This is a genomic window from Rhizobium sp. P2_G9 (assembly GCF_056403475.1).
The window spans coordinates 244,465-259,515 of the sequence record NZ_JBFUFK010000002.1 but is presented as its reverse complement, the minus strand read 5'-3'; the positions used below and the strand labels follow the sequence as shown (position 1 = coordinate 259,515).

Sequence of the window (15,051 nt, the reverse complement as noted above, 5' to 3'; positions counted from 1 at the left end):
CAGATGCCCGGCTTCGGCCGGGCATTTTCTTCGAGCATATTCTACGTGCTAAAACAGGCGCGATGCGCCTCAGTCACCCAAAAGGTCCGGCCGCCGCTCGGCGGTCAGCTTCCGGGCCTGCTCCAGCCGCCATTTGTCGATCTTCGCATGATTGCCGGAGGTCAGGATATCAGGGATTTCCAGCCCCTCGAAAACCTGCGGCCGCGTATAGTGCGGATGTTCGAGCAGGCCATGCTCAAAACTCTCATGCGTGCCGGAGTCCGGATTGCCCATCACGCCCGGCAGCACCCGGACCACCGCATCGAGCAGCACCATAGCAGCGGGCTCGCCGCCGGATAATATATAGTCGCCTATGGAAACCTCTTCGAGATGACGTGCATCGATTACCCGCTGGTCGACACCCTCGAACCGGCCGCAGATGATGACGATGCCCTCGCCGGCAGCAAGCTCGCGCACCCTCGCCTGGCTCAGCGGCTTTCCCCGCGGACTCATCAGCAGCCGGGGCCGGCCATCTTCGGCAACCGAATCGATGGCGCGGGCCAGCACGTCAGGCCTGAGCACCATGCCGGCGCCACCGCCGGCTGGAGTGTCATCGACGCTTCTGTGCTTGTCGGTGGCGAAGTCGCGGATTTGCACTGCCTCGAGCGACCAGTCGCCACGTTGCAGCGCCTTGCCGGAAAGCGATTCACCCAGAAAACCGGGAAACATCTCCGGATAGAGCGTCAGGATGGAGGCGCGGAAGGCCATTCAGCCTTGCTTCCCGTCTTTGTCGTCGTCCTCGACGAGACCGGCCGCCACGGGATCAATCAGGATCGTTCCGCCCTCGAAATCGATCTCCAGCACCGAAGTTTCCGAGAAGGGGATGAGCTGCGCCCGCTTGCCTTCCTTGGTCAGTTCCAGAATATCGCCGGCTCCGAAATCGAAGATCGCCGAAATGACGCCGTAGGAATTACCCTCGGCATCGAGCGCCTCCAGGCCTTCCAGGTCGGCATAGAAATATTCCTCGTCATCCAGTTCGTCGTCATCAAGAGTATCGCGCTCGACATAGAGCTCGGTACCGTTGAGCTTTTCGGCCTCGGTGCGATCGTTGATGCCGCGGAAGCGCAGAATGACGACTTCCTTCTGCAGCCGCGCATCGAGGATTTCGAAGGAACGGCCATCGGCACCGTAGAGCGTGCCATATTCCTCGATGGCGATAGGATCCTCGGTGAAGGACTTTACCCGCACCTCGCCGCGCAGACCCTGCGCCGCACCAATCACGCCCATCAGCACGGGGTTTTCGAGGATGACTTCAGGTTTCTTGGTGTTCATGCGCGCGATCCGGCAAAGGTCAGATGATCTCACTATAGCAAAAACAAAATCCTCCGCGCGAGCCCGCGCGGAGGATTTTTGTTGCATTGCGGCAAGCCGATTATTCAGCGGCGGCTTCGGCAGCCTTGGCAGCCTTTTCCTTGGCGCGTTCCTGGGCCTTCTTGCCCGGTTCGCCCTTGGCCGGGTTGCTGCGGGCTTCGCGCTTGGCAAGGCCGGCATCGTCGAGGAAGCGCAGAACGCGGTCGGTCGGCTGGGCGCCGTTGTCGAGCCAATGCTTGACGCGCTCGCCGTTGATCACGATGCGGGCGGCGTCGTCCTTGGCAAGCATCGGGTTCCAGGAACCGAGCTTCTCGATGAAGCGGCCGTCACGCGGCGAACGCGCATCGGCAACGACGACATGGTAATACGGACGCTTCTTGGAGCCGCCGCGGGCGAGACGAATTTTCAGTGACATCTTGTTCTCCTTGATCTTTGTGTCGCTGGCCGCCTCTCACGAAGCGGTATTCTCCTTGATGCCGCCGATATCGGCAGCGATTGCCTCATGATGCCGAATGACTTCCTTGATGATGAAATTCAGGAATTTCTCGGCAAAATCAGGGTCCAGATCGCTGTCCTTGGCGAGCTGCCGGAGACGGTTGATCTGGTATTCCTCGCGCGCCGGGTCGGCCGGCGGCAAATCATAAGTCGCTTTCAGTACGCCCACCGCCTTGGTGCAGCGGAAGCGTTCGGCCAGCATATGCACGAGCGCCGCGTCGATATTGTCGATCGACCGGCGATAGCCGGCGAGCTGGGTCCTTATCTCCGGATCGCTCATCAATCCGTTCCTCACTTCTTCTTCGGCAGGCCGGAAAGGCCGGGAAATCCGCCGCCAAGGCCGGGCAGCTTGGGTCCGCCGAGACCCGGCAGGCCGCCGGAGCCAAGACCGGGCAGGCTGCCGGGCTTGATGCCGGCGGCTTCCGCCTGCTTGGCAAGCTGTTCGAGCTGCTTCGGGTCCATTTTGGAAAGGTCCGGCATGCCGCCGCCCATCATCCCGCCGAGACCCATTTTGTTGGCCAGGCCACCCATCATCTGCTTCATCATGCCGCCGCCCTTGCCACCGCCCATGGCCTTCATCATGTCGGCCATGCCGCGATGCATCTTCAAGAGCTTGTTGATCTCGGCGGCATCGGTGCCGGAGCCGGCGGCGATGCGCTTCTTGCGCGAATGTTTCAAAATATCGGGATTGATGCGCTCGGCCTTGGTCATCGAGGAGATGATGGCGATCTGGCGCTTGATCGCCTTGTCATCGAAGCCGGCGCCCGCCAGCTTGTCTTTCATGCCGCTCATGCCCGGCAGCATGCCCATGATGCCGCCCATGCCGCCCATCTTCTGCATCTGCCCGAGCTGTTCGGCGAGATCGTTGAGGTCGAATTTGCCCTTGGCCATCTTCTGGGCCATGGCCGCGGCTTTTTCCGCATCGATCGTTTCGGCAGCGCGCTCGACCAGGCTGACGATGTCGCCCATGCCGAGGATGCGGTCGGCGATACGGCGCGGATGGAACTCTTCGAGTTCCGTCATCTTTTCGCCGGCGCCGATCAGCTTCACCGGCTTGCCGGTCACGGCACGCATGGAAAGTGCCGCGCCGCCACGGCCATCGCCGTCCATGCGGGTCAGCACCAGGCCGGTAATGCCGACGCGATCGTCGAAATTGCGGGCGAGGTTGACGGCGTCCTGACCGGTCAGAGCGTCGGCGACGAGCAGGATTTCATGCGGATTGGCCTTCCGCTTGATCTCCGCCATCTCGATCATCAACGGCTCATCGATATGGGTGCGGCCAGCGGTGTCGAGGATAACGACGTCATGGCCACCGAGCTTGGCCGCTTGGACGGCGCGTGCTGCAATATCGACCGGCGACTGGCCGGCAATGATAGGCAGCGTATCGACATTGGTCTGCACGCCGAGCTGGCGAAGCTGCTCCTGCGCCGCCGGACGGCGCGTATCGAGCGAGGCCATCAGCACTTTCTTGCGCTCGCGGCTGGTCAGCCGGAGCGCGATCTTGCCGGTGGTCGTGGTCTTGCCCGAGCCCTGCAGGCCGACCATCATGATGACGACCGGCGCGGGCGCATTGAGATCGACGGTGGAGCTCTCGGAGCCCAGCATTTCGACCAGTTCGTCATGGACGATCTTGACGACCATCTGGCCGGGCTTGATTGACTTCAGGACTTCGGCGCCGACGGCCTTGGCGCGGACGCGATCGGTGAAGGAGCGGACGACTTCGAGCGCCACGTCGGCTTCCAGAAGCGCACGGCGAACCTCGCGCAGAGCTGCGGAAACATCGGCTTCCGACAGCGCCCCGCGGCCCGTCAATCCGTTCAATATGCTGCCTAGGCGTTCCTGAAGGCTCTCAAACATTCCATCATCCTCATCCGGAAAATCTTTCCCGGAACATCGGTGTCATGCCCGACCGAAACAAGAGACAAAACCAAAAAGCACCCGAGGGCGCCACGCGCTGTCGGGTGTTGACCTCCGGGATCTTTGCCCCGGTCGGCTGCTCGGTCTCGTCTCGGACTGGCAGATCGGGCGGGCTTAAACAGTAAATACCTGGGAAAGTCAAGCGCCGGTGGTTTTTTCGTCCGCTGGGGCTATTCAGAACTGATAGTCGAACATATCGACGATCAGTCGGTCGCGCTTGGCGACAAGTTCTATCAGCTCGTCGGTGTAATAATCCCGATAGGTCGCGAGCTTGCGCACTGAGGTATTCTTGTGTTCAGCCTCGTTGCGCTTGACGATCTTGAGCGCATTTTCCTTGAAGCCCAATTGTGCGCCGCGCTCGCCGACGAATTTTTGCAGCGTCTCATCAAGCGTCTCGCTCTTGTAGATTTCATCATACATCGCCCAGCGCTGCTGATAGGCGATGGCTTTGTCGATCGAACCGAGATTCCATTTCCGCACGAAGACCGATGGAAACGGTGTCGTGATGCGCATGAAGCGATAGGTATAAACGCCGGCAACCTCGGTCATGCGCGATGTCGCCAGCGTCTTGCCTTTCATTCTGGCGATAAAGGCCGGGTCGTGGATCGACTTCAGCCAGAGCGGAAAGGAGACTGAAGGATTGGCATGATCATAAAGCCTCGGCGCCAGATCCGGCCCTGCCGCCTCGACAACGGCCTGGTAGAAGGATTTGTCCTCATTCGTGCCGAAAGACCAGAGGCTGACATACCAGTCCCAGGGATTGCGGATGGTGGCGAAGACGAACTTGCCGCCCTTCCAGCGCAGCGGGTGGACTTCGGTGATCGACGAATGCCGGCTGACCTTGACCGGCTTCTTGCCGGTAACCTTCTTCAGGACATCGAAGACATGCGTGCTGCCTGTCTTGTAGACGTCGAGATAGATCAGTTTGTCGAATTCGATCATTTAAGTCCGCTTGCATTCGAATTTTATCATGCAAGCAATTACATAGCTTGGTGGAGCAGGCAATGGACAGAGCGACGCGGGAGCAGCATGCCGGATAATATATATTACAACGGACCGAAATCCGACCATTTCAACGGCCGGCGCTTCTTCAATCCCGGCGGCATCAAGCCGCTCGGCTTCCGGGAGCTCTTGAAATGGCAGATGAACGGCCGAGGCGAGACATGGCCGCAACTCTATCCGAGTCCATTTGCCGGCGCGAAGCCCGAGCCACAGGTGAGGGGTACCGGCCTCCGGGTGACGATGATCGGCCATGCCAGCCTGCTGATCCAGGTGGCCGGTGTCAATATCCTCACCGACCCGGTCTGGTCCGAGCGCGTCAGCCCCTTCTCCTTCATCGGGCCGAAGCGGCGCAATCCGCCAGGCGTATCGCTCGACGACTTGCCGCCGATCGACCTCATCCTCGTGACCCATAATCATTATGACCATCTCGACCTGGCGTCGCTGAAGGCGCTGCATTCACGGCACAAGCCGCAGATCGTCACGCCACTCGGCAATGACGTGCTCATCCGCAGGGCCGCGCCGGATGCCAGGATCACCGTGACGGATTGGGATGACGCCACACGACTGGGCGGCAACGGCATTGTCATCCACACCGAACCTTGTCACCATTGGTCGGCACGCGGTTCACGCGACCGCCGCATGGCGCTGTGGGCGGCCTTCGTAATCGAGACGCCAGCCGGCAAAATCTACCATATTGGCGATACCGGCTTCCACGAGGGCATCAATTATCGTGCGGCAGCGAAAAAGCACGGCGGCTTCCGCCTCGCCATCCTGCCGATCGGTGCTTATGAGCCACAATGGTTCATGAAACCGCAGCACCAGAACCCGGAAGAGGCGATTGCCGGCATGCAGCTCGCAAACGCCGCGCATGCAGTCGGCCATCACTGGGGGACGTTCAAGCTGACCGACGAATATGTCGAAGAACCGGTCAAAGCGCTTGACGCCGCGCTGGAAAAGGCTGGTATCGGGCCTGAAAAATTCCGCGCCCTGAGACCGGGCGAAGCCTTCGATGTGCCGGAAATCTGATTCGGGTGCAGGGCTGGCATTTCGACCAGCTTTCCTCCATATAGAAATTCAACAAAATGTTGATATTCACACTAACTGTTGAATTGTCGCGGCCTTAAGCAGATGACCACCAACGTACCCTTCGCCAAGATGAACGGACTGGGAAACAAAATCCTGGTCGTGGACATGCGTGGCCGCAAGGACAAGGTCACGCCCGAGGCTGCCATCGCACTGGCCGCCGATCCCGACACCGCTTTCGACCAGATCATGGCGATCTACGACCCGAAGGCCGAGGGCACCGACGCCTGGATCGATATTCTCAATTGCGACGGCAGCTTTGCCCAGGCCTGCGGCAACGGTACGCGCTGTGTCGTTCAGGCGCTGGCTGCCGAAACCGGCCGCAAGACTTTCACCTTCCAGACCATCGCCGGCATCCTGAATGCCGAGGAGCATGACGATGGCCTGATCTCGGTCGACATGGGCACACCGGAATTCGCCTGGAACAGGATTCCGTTGTCGGAAGAGTTCCACGACACGCGCCATATCGAACTGCAGATCGGCCCGATCGACAATCCCGTCCTGCATTCGCCCTCGGTCGCCTCGATGGGCAATCCGCATGCGATCTTCTGGGTCGACAAGGATGTCTGGGACTATGAGCTCGAGCGCTTCGGCCCGCTGCTTGAAAACCATCCGATGTTTCCGGAGCGCGCCAACATCACCATCGCCCGCGTCAAGTCGAAGGATGAGATCGATATCCGCACCTGGGAGCGCGGCGCGGGCCTGACGCTTGCCTGCGGTTCGGCCGCCTGCGCCACCGGCGTCTCCGCCGCCCGTACCGATCGTACCGGCCGCAACGTTGAGATCACCGTGCCGAGCGGCGGTATGGTTCGCATCCTCTGGCGCGACGACGATCATGTGGTGATGACGGGTGCGGCGGAATGGGAATGGTCGGGCACGCTCGATCCCGCGACCGGCGCCTATATGCGTGATGTCCGGGAGGCGGCAGCTCAGGGGGAAGCAGCCCAGTGACTGGCGTCGACGTCATCACCTTCGGCTGCCGGCTCAACACCTATGAATCCGAAATCATCAAGGCGGAGGCGGGCAAAGCCGGCCTCAACAACGCGCTCATTTTCAACACCTGCGCCGTCACCGGCGAAGCGATCCGCCAGGCCCGCCAGGCAATCCGCCGCGCTCGCCGCGAAAACCCCGAAACCCGGATCATCGTCACCGGCTGCGGCGCCCAGACCGAAGGTACAGCCTTCGCGGAGATGCCTGAAGTCGATGCCGTGCTCGGCAACGAGGAAAAGCTGAAGGCCGAGCACTATCGTGCCCTGCCCGATTTCGGCGTCGCCGCCTCGGAAAAACTCGTCGTCAACGATATCATGAGCGTGCGCGAGACCGCGCCGCAGATGGTAAAGCTGATCGACGGCCATGTCCGCGCCTTCATCCAGGTGCAGAACGGCTGCGACCATCGCTGTACCTTCTGCATCATCCCCTATGGCCGCGGCAATTCCCGCTCCGTGCCGATGGGCGCCGTCGTCGACCAGGCGCAGATGCTGGCCGAGAGCGGCTATCGCGAAATCGTGCTGACCGGCGTCGACGCCACCAGCTATGGCGCCGACCTGCCCGGCCAGCCCTCGCTCGGGCAACTCGGCAAGTCGATTCTCAAGCATGTGCCCGAAATCAGCCGGCTGAGACTGTCCTCTATCGACAGCGTCGAGGCCGACGATCATCTCTGGGACCTGATTGCCGACGAGCCGCGCTTCATGCCGCATCTGCATCTCAGCTTGCAGCATGGCGACAACCTGATCCTCAAGCGCATGAAGCGCCGCCACAGCCGCGAGGATGCCATCGCCTTCACCGCGCGCGCGAAAAGCCTGCGGCCGGAGATCAGCTTCGGTGCCGACATCATTGCCGGCTTTCCGACCGAAACCGAAGACATGTTCGAGAACTCGGTTCTGCTGGCCGAGCAGTGCGGCATCGCCAAGCTGCACGTCTTCCCCTATTCGCCGCGCCCAGGCACACCCGCCGCACGCATGCCGCAATTGGACCGCAGCCTGATCAAGGACCGCGCCGCCCGCCTGCGCGCCAAGGGCGAGGCGCTTCACGCCGCCCATCTCGCCGGCATGGTCGGCAAGAGTGTCAGCATGCTTGTCGAAAACACCGGCATGGCGCATACGGAAAATTTCACACTTGTCGATGGCATGGGCCTACCGCCGCGCACGCTTGCACGCGCGCGCATTGCAGCCCACAATGGCAAGCATCTGATCGCAGAAGCGCTGCGCGAAGCAGCCTGACGGGACGAATTCATGGCGCTCGGTTTCATCAAGAAGATCTTTTCTTTCGGCAAGGAGGAGAAACCGGCAACTCCCGTCGAGGAGGCAAAGTCCGGCGCCCTGGCGGATGACGGTCTACCCGAGGCCGCGGAAACATTGATTGTCCCCGATCACCTTGACCGCGAGGACGAGGAGAACGTGGCGTCTGAGCTGGAGGCGCAGGCCGATTCGATCGCTGCCTTCGAGGAGACGATCGAGGAAGAGCCGGCGACCACGCCTGAAGACTCTAATGAGCCTGTCGCCATTCAGGAACCCATCGACGACAGCGATCTGCCGGAAGCCGCCGAAACGCTCATCATCCCTGATCAATTGGATGAGCAGGACAATGACCTGGCAGATGAGGCGGATGCCCAGGCCGACTCGGTAGCCGAATTCAGCCAGGCGATCGAGGATGAAGAACCGCCAACAGCGGAATCGTCGACGCCTGTCGCACCCATTATTGCTGAGCCCGAGAGCCCGAAGGAATGGCCGGAATCCGGCGAACGAATCCTCCCGGCCGGCTTCGCCAGCGCCGCCGACCGGATTGCGCAAACGGACGCGCCCGTCGAACCGGAGCGTCGCCGCTCCTGGCTGGAGCGCCTCCGCTCAGGCCTCGCCCGCACCTCCGCCCAGCTGACCTCGCAGATCACCTCGCTGTTCACCAAGCGCAAGCTGGACGACGAGACGCTGCAGGATCTCGAAGACCTGCTGATTCAGGCCGACCTCGGCGTCGAGACAGCGCTCAGGATCACCGATACGCTCGCCTCGGAACGCTATGGCAAGGATGTCTCCGGTGAAGACGTCACCCGCATCATGGCCGGCGAAATCACCAAAGCCCTGTCCCCTGTTGCCAAGCCGCTGGAACTCGACCTGAACCACAAGCCGCATGTCATCCTCGTCGTCGGCGTCAACGGTACCGGCAAGACCACCACGATCGGCAAACTCGCCGCCAAGCTGACGCGTAGCGGCCTCAAAGTCATGCTCGCCGCCGGCGACACGTTCCGCGCCGCGGCAATCGAGCAGTTGCATATCTGGGCAAACCGCACCGGAGCCGACATTGTCTCGACCAAGCTCGGCGCCGACGCCGCCGGCCTGGCCTATGAGGCCTACGAAAAAGCCCTTGCCAGCGGTCACGACGTGTTGATCATCGACACTGCCGGCCGGCTGCAGAACAAGACCGAGCTGATGGCCGAACTCGAAAAGATCGTCCGCGTGCTCGGCAAGCTCGATCCCGATGCGCCGCACACCGTGCTGCAGACGCTCGACGCCACGACCGGCCAGAATGCACTGAGCCAGGTGGAAATCTTCCGCAATGTCGCCGGCGTCTCCGGCCTGATCATGACCAAGCTCGACGGCACGGCGCGCGGCGGCATTCTCGTCGCCATCTCCGCCAAGCACAAGCTGCCGGTCTATTTCATCGGCGTCGGCGAGGGCGTGGACGACCTCGAACCCTTCAATGCCAGGGATTTCGCCGAAGCGATCGCCGGCATTCCCGCGAACAAATAGCGCTTTCCAGCCGTTACGCATGCGACTATAGCGAGGCGGCTGATATTCATGGAAAAGACGACAATGGCCGGAGACATCGAAACCAAGCTGCCACAGGGGCAGGCGAAGGAAAATGTGGCGCTGAAACTGGCGCTCGAACTCGGCCCGCTGCTCGTCTTCTTCTTCGGCAATGCCTATGGCGAGACACTCGCCAAGAAATTTCCGTTCTTTGCCTCGCTCGGCGGACCGCTTTTCGTCGCCACCGCTTTGTTCATGGCCGCGACCGTCATTTCGTTGGTCGTGTCCAAATTGGTGATCGGCAAATTGCCGCTGATGCCACTCGTTTCGGGCGTCGTCGTGCTGACTTTCGGGGCACTGTCGATCTATCTGCAGAACGAGACCTTCATCAAAATGAAGCCGACGATCATCAATAGCCTCTTCGCCATCGTTCTGCTTGGCGGTCTCGCCTTCGGCCGCTCGCTGCTCGGCTATGTGTTCAATTCCGCTTTCCAGCTTGACGATGAGGGCTGGAACAAGCTGACACTGCGCTGGGGCCTGTTCTTCGTTTTCCTGGCTATCCTCAACGAGGTCGTCTGGCGTAGCGCCAACTGGTATTACCTGCCGGACGTCAAGGCGGCGGATAATCTCTGGGTCAACTTCAAGGTCTGGGGCACGATGCCCATCACCTTCCTGTTCACCCTCACCCAGCTGCCACTGATCATGAAGCATTCGCTCGAAGGCAAGGACGCGAATGGTTGAAAGCCATGTGGATTGGCGTCGGCAAATCGCCTATAGCCTGCTGATTCTTCTGGCCATTCTGCTGGTCCAGATCGTCACCGAGCACCAGATGGGCCGCGTCTGGACCTGCGCCTGCGGCACGATCAAACTGTTCGAGCCTGCGGTCCACTCCTCCGGCAATTCCCAGCAGATTTCCGACTGGTATACGCCAAGCCACATTATTCACGGCTTTCTGTTCTACGGCCTGACCTGGCTCTTCCTGCGTCGCCAGCCGATCGCACTGCGTCTCGGCATCGCCGCGCTGATCGAAACCGCCTGGGAAATCCTGGAAAACAGCCCTATCATCATCGACCGCTACCGCGCCGGCACCATCGCCTATGACTATGTCGGCGATTCCATTCTCAATTCGTCTATGGATACGGTCTTCATGGCCATCGGCTTCCTGCTGGCATGGCGGCTGCCCATCTGGCTAACGGTTACTCTGGCGCTGACAGCCGAGATTGCCACCGGCATCCTCATCCGCGATAATTTGACGCTCAACGTGATCATGCTGATCTGGCCGATCGAAGCGATCAAGGCTTGGCAGTCGGCACTGTAGAATTCAGGCGGCTTGCTGATCCGATGTTTCCAATTCCGGAATCTCGCCCAACTGATCCTTCAACGCCGCCTCGGCCATCTTGATGTCATAGCTCGCCTGCATATTGAGCCAGAACTGTGGCGTCGTCCTGAAGAATCTGCCGAGACGAAGAGCCGTGTCGGCGGTAATGCCGATCTTTTCCGCGACAATCCTTTCGATACGCGTGCGAGGAACTTTCAGCTTCTTGGCAAGCGCATAAGGCGTCATTTCAAGCGGTTCGAGATAGATCTCCCTCAAGATTTCCCCCGGATGAATGGGCGGCAACATGTCGCCTAGCGTTGTAGTTTTCATGACGAGAACACCTCAATGATAATCCACGATCTCAACTTGATCAGGCCCAGCCTCAGTCCACACAAAGCAAATGCGCCATTGCTTATTGATGCGGATTGAATGCTGGCCTTCACGATCACCGGATAACTTTTCCAGGCGATTACCAGGTGGCGATCGCAGATCGCTTAGATCCTCAGCAATTCGCAATAAGGTCACGAGCTGTTGCGCGCGCCGCACAAGGTCGGACGGAAATCCCTTTTTCACTGATCCGTTGGCGATAGATTCGGTCAGCTTGTCCTTATAAGACCGGATCATTCCAAGCTCATGCTGAACGTATCATAGATTGATACCAACAAAAGTCAAGCCGATGCGGCTATCAGCTCTTAGCCTTGCCCAGCGCCTTCTCCACTTCCGGCAGCAATTCGTTCTGCACGGAATTGTCGTCGAACGGCCCGACATGCTTGTAGAGGATCACACCCGAAGGGCTGACAAGGAAGGATTCGGGCACGCCATAGACACCCCAGTCGATCGCCGCGGCACCCTTTGGATCGACGCCGATTGCCTTGAACGGATTGCCGAGTTCGCCGAGGAAGCCGAGCGCGGCATCGGGCCGATCCTTATAATTGATGCCGACGATGTTGAGCCGGTCGTCGCGCGACAGGCCGAGAATGACAGGATGTTCCTCGCGGCAGGGTATGCACCAGGAGGCCCAGACGTTGACGAGCGTCAGCTTGCCCTTGATCGCGGCCGTGGTCAGAGCCAGCACAGGCTTTCCGTCGGAGATGGCGCCATCGAGAGCCGCAAGTTTGAGGTCCGGCGCCGGCCTGCCGATGAGGGCGGAGGGCAAAGCGGAAATGTCCTTGCCCGAAAGCAATTGCGTCAGGAAAATCGCCGCCAGTCCGACGAACACCACCAAAGGAATCAGCGCCACGACGATGCGGCGGAGTCGGGAAGGCTGAGCTGGCTTCTCAGCCGTGGTTTCCGGTATCTGAGAATTCACGTCCGCTCCCCAGCCGCCGGCTCCGCCGAACGACGGCGGATGCCCTGTGCCTCAAGCCGCTTCAGCTCGCGCTGCAGGCGGCTGCTATCAATGAGGATCACCCCGATCGTGATCGCCAGCACCACGGCGGAAATTCCCCAGGCGGAATAGACGTAAAATGCATGGCTCATCGCGCCTCGCCTCCGGCCTGCGCGGCGCGGGCGGCGTTGCGGCGCATCACGGCAATCCGGCGGCGCCAGATTTCATTGCGCATCGCCATCAGATGCAGGGTGAAGAACAGCAGCGTATAGGCCACGGCCATGATCAGCAGCGGCCTGAGAAATTCCGGATCGATCGTCGGGCCATCAAGGCGGAAGACGCTTTCCGGCTGGTGCAGCGTGTTCCACCAATCGACCGAAAACTTGATGATCGGGATGTTCACGAAGCCAACGAGGATCATCACCGCGCTGACACGCGCGGCCCGACCCGGATCGTCCATCGCCCGATTGAAGGCGATGAGGCCGAGATACATCAGGAACAGAATGAACACCGAGGTCAGCCGCGCATCCCACACCCACCAGGTGCCCCACATCGGCTTGCCCCAGAGCGAACCGGTAACCAGTGCCAGGAAGGTGAAAGCAGCGCCGATGGGCGCTGCGGTCTTGGCCGCGACATCGGCCAGCGGATGCCGCCAGACCAATGTGCCGAGCGCCGCGACCGCCATGATCGTGTAGCACATCATCGACAGCCAGGCCGACGGCACGTGGATATACATGATCCGAACCGTCTCACCCTGCTGATAGTCACCCTCGGTCGAGAAGCTCAAATAGACGCCAACGATGAAACAAAGAACCGTCAATCCTGCGAGCCAGGGCAGGGCTTTTCCGGCCACCGCGATGAACCGCGTCGGATTGGCAAGCGAGGTCAGTTTCGAAGGCGCGACGGTGGTTTCGGTCATGCCCGCTCTCTTATCTTGTTTGGCCGAAGGCTGCAATTGATCCGGGTCAATGGGGCCTCACATTGGCGTCATTCGGATGAGGCGCGCAGCGCGAAGGCCGCGGCGATCGGGCCAATCACCGCAAAGAACAGGCTGAGCGCCACCAAGGCCAGGAAGGGTGGCAGAAACGGCGCCGGCTCCTCGACCGCCGCATAAGTGGCTGAGACACCGAAAATCAGGACCGGAACGGTCAGCGGCAGGATGAGGATTGAAACGATCAGCCCGCCACGCGGTAACGCCACGGCCACCGCAGCGCCCGCCGCACCAATGAAGGTTATCGCCGGCGAGCCGGCGAACAGTGTCAGCGCCAAAGCGCCGATCGCCATCTCATTCAGGTTCATGAACAGGCTGAGCAACGGCGAGGCGATCACCAGCGGCAGCACTGCGGAGACCCAGTGCGCCAGGCATTTGATGAAGACGATGAAGGGTAGCGGTGTTTCCTGCATCATCAAGAGGTCGAGCGACCCGTCCTCGCGCTCGGCCTGGAACAGACGGTCGAGACCGAGCAGTGAAGCAAGCAGAGCGCCGACCCAGAGGATGGCCGGGCCGATGCGGGAGAGAAGATTGAGATCGGGTCCGACCCCGAAGGGGATGACGGCGACGATGGTCATGAAGAACAGCACGCCGGTCAGAACACCGCCGCCGGCGCGAAAACCGAGTTTGAGGTCGCGGATGAAGAGGGAGATCATGCGAGACCGCGGAGTGCTTGGCGGCACCCCCCTCTGCCCTGCCGGGYATCTCCCCCACAAGGGGGGAGAGTGGTTGAGGCGACGCGTGTCGCCCTCCCTTCTTGTAGCAGAGCAGTCGCAGATGATGTGAAAACCCCTCCCCAACCCCTCCCCACAAGGGGGAGGGGCTTAACCCGCGGCTCCGCTGTGCCCCAATTGAGGCAGGGCGAGTGCCGCGAGTCCTCTCCCCCCTTGTGGGGGAGATGGCCGGCAGGACAGAGAGGGTCTTTCGCCATATGCGATAGCCCCATCATTTGTGGGGGAGATGTCCGGCAGGACAGAGGGGGGTAGACCCAGGCCGAAGCGGAGGAAATCAATACACACTCTCCCCATACTCGAACCCCTTCATCACCAGCCCCTTGGCCCCCTCCAGCCCCAATTCCTGATGCGTCGCCGCAATCACAATTCCACCCTTTTCCCGATGCGCCCGCATCAGCCCCGCAAAAATCTCCTCCGACTGCACATCCAGTGCAGCCGTCGGCTCGTCCAATAGCCAAATCGGCCGCCAGGCGGTCAGCAATTTTGCCATCGCCATGCGTCGCTGCTGGCCGGCGGAGAGATAACCGAAGGGCAGATGCAGGATCGTGGCCAGCCCCAGCGCCTCGGCCGCCGCCTCCGGCTCCATGCCGACACCACCCTCGAAGTCACCGAGGAATCGCTTCCAGAAAACCAGGTTCTCCTCGACCGACAATTCCCGCTTCATGGCATTGCGATGGCCGAGATAATGGCATGTTTCCGCCGCCCGCGGGATTTTTTCACCGTTCAAGCTGACCTCGACCGCCCCCGAATCCTTCGGCAGCAGGCCGGCAATCGTCCGGATCAGCGTCGATTTTCCCGAGCCGTTGCGCCCGGTGACGACCAGCGCGTCGCCGGCCGAAAGCGAAAACGTGACAGCGGAAAATATCCGCTCCTCGCCCCGCAACGCCGCGAGATCGCGGATTTCCAAACGCAGCAACCGGACCTCCGCGCGGCCCTCGCCGCAGTGCAAAAAAATGTCTTCCTAGGCCTTTGTACGTATGGAACCTTGTTTAGAAATTATCTATAGGTTCTGCAATCGCGCCAGCAGCCGGCGTGAATATCATCCAAGCGCCGAACTTGGAATTGCCGCAGGCAATTCTACGTGCGGACAGCGG

General features: G+C 60.8%; 19 protein-coding genes. 6 read left to right on the top strand and 13 right to left on the bottom strand.

Going from position 1 to position 15,051, the window contains the following annotated elements:
- Nucleotides 1-69: 69 nt before the first annotated feature.
- From trmD to AC1DYF_RS02950, 6 genes are all read right to left on the bottom strand, one after another.
- Nucleotides 70-747, bottom strand: coding sequence for a tRNA (guanosine(37)-N1)-methyltransferase TrmD (trmD, locus tag AC1DYF_RS02975; protein WP_477875066.1), 678 nt, complete (start codon nucleotides 745-747; stop codon nucleotides 70-72).
- The gene (rimM, locus tag AC1DYF_RS02970; RefSeq protein WP_477875064.1) at nucleotides 748-1,311 is read right to left on the bottom strand and encodes a ribosome maturation factor RimM; all 564 of its coding nucleotides are present in this window, start codon (nucleotides 1,309-1,311) and stop codon (nucleotides 748-750) included.
- Nucleotides 1,312-1,411: 100 nt separating this feature from the next.
- Entirely contained in the window at nucleotides 1,412-1,765 is a 354-nt protein-coding gene (rpsP, locus tag AC1DYF_RS02965; protein ID WP_477875062.1) for a 30S ribosomal protein S16, read from the bottom strand.
- A gap of 36 nt (nucleotides 1,766-1,801) precedes the next feature.
- Entirely contained in the window at nucleotides 1,802-2,125 is a 324-nt protein-coding gene (locus AC1DYF_RS02960; protein WP_477875061.1) for a chorismate mutase, read from the bottom strand.
- 11 nt (nucleotides 2,126-2,136) lie between these two features.
- A complete protein-coding gene (gene ffh, locus AC1DYF_RS02955) occupies nucleotides 2,137-3,702 on the bottom strand; it encodes a signal recognition particle protein (protein ID WP_477875059.1) in 1,566 nt (521 codons plus the stop codon).
- A gap of 234 nt (nucleotides 3,703-3,936) precedes the next feature.
- Nucleotides 3,937-4,704, bottom strand: coding sequence for a hypothetical protein (locus tag AC1DYF_RS02950; protein WP_477875057.1), 768 nt, complete (start codon nucleotides 4,702-4,704; stop codon nucleotides 3,937-3,939).
- 87 nt (nucleotides 4,705-4,791) lie between these two features.
- Here AC1DYF_RS02950 and AC1DYF_RS02945 point away from each other — a divergent pair, with 87 nt between their 5' ends.
- The 6 genes from AC1DYF_RS02945 to AC1DYF_RS02920 all read left to right on the top strand — a co-directional run bounded on the left by AC1DYF_RS02945 (nucleotide 4,792) and on the right by AC1DYF_RS02920 (nucleotide 10,905).
- On the top strand, nucleotides 4,792-5,790 hold the full coding sequence (locus tag AC1DYF_RS02945) for an MBL fold metallo-hydrolase (protein ID WP_477875055.1): 999 nt from the start codon (nucleotides 4,792-4,794) through the stop codon (nucleotides 5,788-5,790).
- Between the two features lie 102 nt (nucleotides 5,791-5,892).
- Nucleotides 5,893-6,798, top strand: coding sequence for a diaminopimelate epimerase (gene dapF, locus AC1DYF_RS02940; protein WP_477875053.1), 906 nt, complete (start codon nucleotides 5,893-5,895; stop codon nucleotides 6,796-6,798).
- The gene (mtaB, locus tag AC1DYF_RS02935; RefSeq protein WP_477875051.1) at nucleotides 6,795-8,066 is read left to right on the top strand and encodes a tRNA (N(6)-L-threonylcarbamoyladenosine(37)-C(2))-methylthiotransferase MtaB; all 1,272 of its coding nucleotides are present in this window, start codon (nucleotides 6,795-6,797) and stop codon (nucleotides 8,064-8,066) included. Before dapF ends, mtaB begins: the two co-directional genes overlap by 4 nt.
- A 12-nt stretch (nucleotides 8,067-8,078) precedes the next feature.
- Nucleotides 8,079-9,590, top strand: a complete 1,512-nt coding sequence (gene ftsY, locus AC1DYF_RS02930; RefSeq protein ID WP_477875049.1) for a signal recognition particle-docking protein FtsY — start codon at nucleotides 8,079-8,081, stop codon at nucleotides 9,588-9,590.
- A 63-nt stretch (nucleotides 9,591-9,653) separates the two neighbouring features.
- Nucleotides 9,654-10,328 carry a septation protein A gene (locus AC1DYF_RS02925; RefSeq protein WP_477875139.1) on the top strand — a complete coding sequence of 225 codons (675 nt, stop codon included), beginning with the start codon at nucleotides 9,654-9,656 and terminating at the stop codon, nucleotides 10,326-10,328.
- Entirely contained in the window at nucleotides 10,321-10,905 is a 585-nt protein-coding gene (locus AC1DYF_RS02920; protein ID WP_477875047.1) for a DUF2585 domain-containing protein, read from the top strand. Before AC1DYF_RS02925 ends, AC1DYF_RS02920 begins: the two co-directional genes overlap by 8 nt.
- A gap of 3 nt (nucleotides 10,906-10,908) precedes the next feature.
- Here AC1DYF_RS02920 and AC1DYF_RS02915 read toward each other — a convergent pair whose 3' ends face one another.
- The 7 genes from AC1DYF_RS02915 to ccmA all read right to left on the bottom strand — a co-directional run bounded on the left by AC1DYF_RS02915 (nucleotide 10,909) and on the right by ccmA (nucleotide 14,870).
- Nucleotides 10,909-11,235: a HigA family addiction module antitoxin gene (locus AC1DYF_RS02915; protein WP_477875045.1), complete on the bottom strand. Its 327-nt coding sequence runs from the start codon at nucleotides 11,233-11,235 to the stop codon at nucleotides 10,909-10,911.
- 12 nt (nucleotides 11,236-11,247) lie between these two features.
- A complete protein-coding gene (locus AC1DYF_RS02910) occupies nucleotides 11,248-11,529 on the bottom strand; it encodes a type II toxin-antitoxin system RelE/ParE family toxin (protein WP_477875043.1) in 282 nt (93 codons plus the stop codon).
- A gap of 61 nt (nucleotides 11,530-11,590) precedes the next feature.
- Nucleotides 11,591-12,214, bottom strand: a complete 624-nt coding sequence (locus AC1DYF_RS02905; RefSeq protein ID WP_477875041.1) for a DsbE family thiol:disulfide interchange protein — start codon at nucleotides 12,212-12,214, stop codon at nucleotides 11,591-11,593.
- The gene (ccmD, locus tag AC1DYF_RS02900; protein WP_477875039.1) at nucleotides 12,211-12,384 is read right to left on the bottom strand and encodes a heme exporter protein CcmD; all 174 of its coding nucleotides are present in this window, start codon (nucleotides 12,382-12,384) and stop codon (nucleotides 12,211-12,213) included. Before ccmD ends, AC1DYF_RS02905 begins: the two co-directional genes overlap by 4 nt.
- Nucleotides 12,381-13,151: a heme ABC transporter permease gene (locus AC1DYF_RS02895; protein ID WP_477875037.1), complete on the bottom strand. Its 771-nt coding sequence runs from the start codon at nucleotides 13,149-13,151 to the stop codon at nucleotides 12,381-12,383. The genes ccmD and AC1DYF_RS02895 overlap by 4 nt, the downstream gene beginning before the upstream one ends.
- A gap of 68 nt (nucleotides 13,152-13,219) precedes the next feature.
- Nucleotides 13,220-13,879: a heme exporter protein CcmB gene (ccmB, locus tag AC1DYF_RS02890; protein WP_477875035.1), complete on the bottom strand. Its 660-nt coding sequence runs from the start codon at nucleotides 13,877-13,879 to the stop codon at nucleotides 13,220-13,222.
- A 352-nt stretch (nucleotides 13,880-14,231) separates the two neighbouring features.
- Nucleotides 14,232-14,870, bottom strand: a complete 639-nt coding sequence (ccmA, locus tag AC1DYF_RS02885) for a heme ABC exporter ATP-binding protein CcmA (RefSeq protein ID WP_477875137.1) — start codon at nucleotides 14,868-14,870, stop codon at nucleotides 14,232-14,234.
- Nucleotides 14,871-15,051: the final 181 nt, after the last annotated feature.

Bases quoted from the DNA above. Each gene is read 5' to 3' on its own strand.
- trmD (WP_477875066.1), bottom strand. From the start codon at position 747: ATGGCCTTCCGCGCCTCCATCCTGACGCTCTATCCGGAGATGTTTCCC.
- rimM (WP_477875064.1), bottom strand. From the start codon at position 1,311: ATGAACACCAAGAAACCTGAAGTCATCCTCGAAAACCCCGTGCTGATG.
- rpsP (WP_477875062.1), bottom strand. From the start codon at position 1,765: ATGTCACTGAAAATTCGTCTCGCCCGCGGCGGCTCCAAGAAGCGTCCG.
- AC1DYF_RS02960 (WP_477875061.1), bottom strand. From the start codon at position 2,125: ATGAGCGATCCGGAGATAAGGACCCAGCTCGCCGGCTATCGCCGGTCG.
- ffh (WP_477875059.1), bottom strand. From the start codon at position 3,702: ATGTTTGAGAGCCTTCAGGAACGCCTAGGCAGCATATTGAACGGATTG.
- AC1DYF_RS02950 (WP_477875057.1), bottom strand. From the start codon at position 4,704: ATGATCGAATTCGACAAACTGATCTATCTCGACGTCTACAAGACAGGC.
- AC1DYF_RS02945 (WP_477875055.1), top strand. From the start codon at position 4,792: ATGCCGGATAATATATATTACAACGGACCGAAATCCGACCATTTCAAC.
- dapF (WP_477875053.1), top strand. From the start codon at position 5,893: ATGACCACCAACGTACCCTTCGCCAAGATGAACGGACTGGGAAACAAA.
- ftsY (WP_477875049.1), top strand. From the start codon at position 8,079: ATGGCGCTCGGTTTCATCAAGAAGATCTTTTCTTTCGGCAAGGAGGAG.
- AC1DYF_RS02925 (WP_477875139.1), top strand. From the start codon at position 9,654: ATGGCCGGAGACATCGAAACCAAGCTGCCACAGGGGCAGGCGAAGGAA.
- AC1DYF_RS02920 (WP_477875047.1), top strand. From the start codon at position 10,321: ATGGTTGAAAGCCATGTGGATTGGCGTCGGCAAATCGCCTATAGCCTG.
- AC1DYF_RS02915 (WP_477875045.1), bottom strand. From the start codon at position 11,235: ATGAAAACTACAACGCTAGGCGACATGTTGCCGCCCATTCATCCGGGG.
- AC1DYF_RS02910 (WP_477875043.1), bottom strand. From the start codon at position 11,529: ATGATCCGGTCTTATAAGGACAAGCTGACCGAATCTATCGCCAACGGA.
- ccmD (WP_477875039.1), bottom strand. From the start codon at position 12,384: ATGAGCCATGCATTTTACGTCTATTCCGCCTGGGGAATTTCCGCCGTG.
- AC1DYF_RS02895 (WP_477875037.1), bottom strand. From the start codon at position 13,151: ATGACCGAAACCACCGTCGCGCCTTCGAAACTGACCTCGCTTGCCAAT.
- ccmB (WP_477875035.1), bottom strand. From the start codon at position 13,879: ATGATCTCCCTCTTCATCCGCGACCTCAAACTCGGTTTTCGCGCCGGC.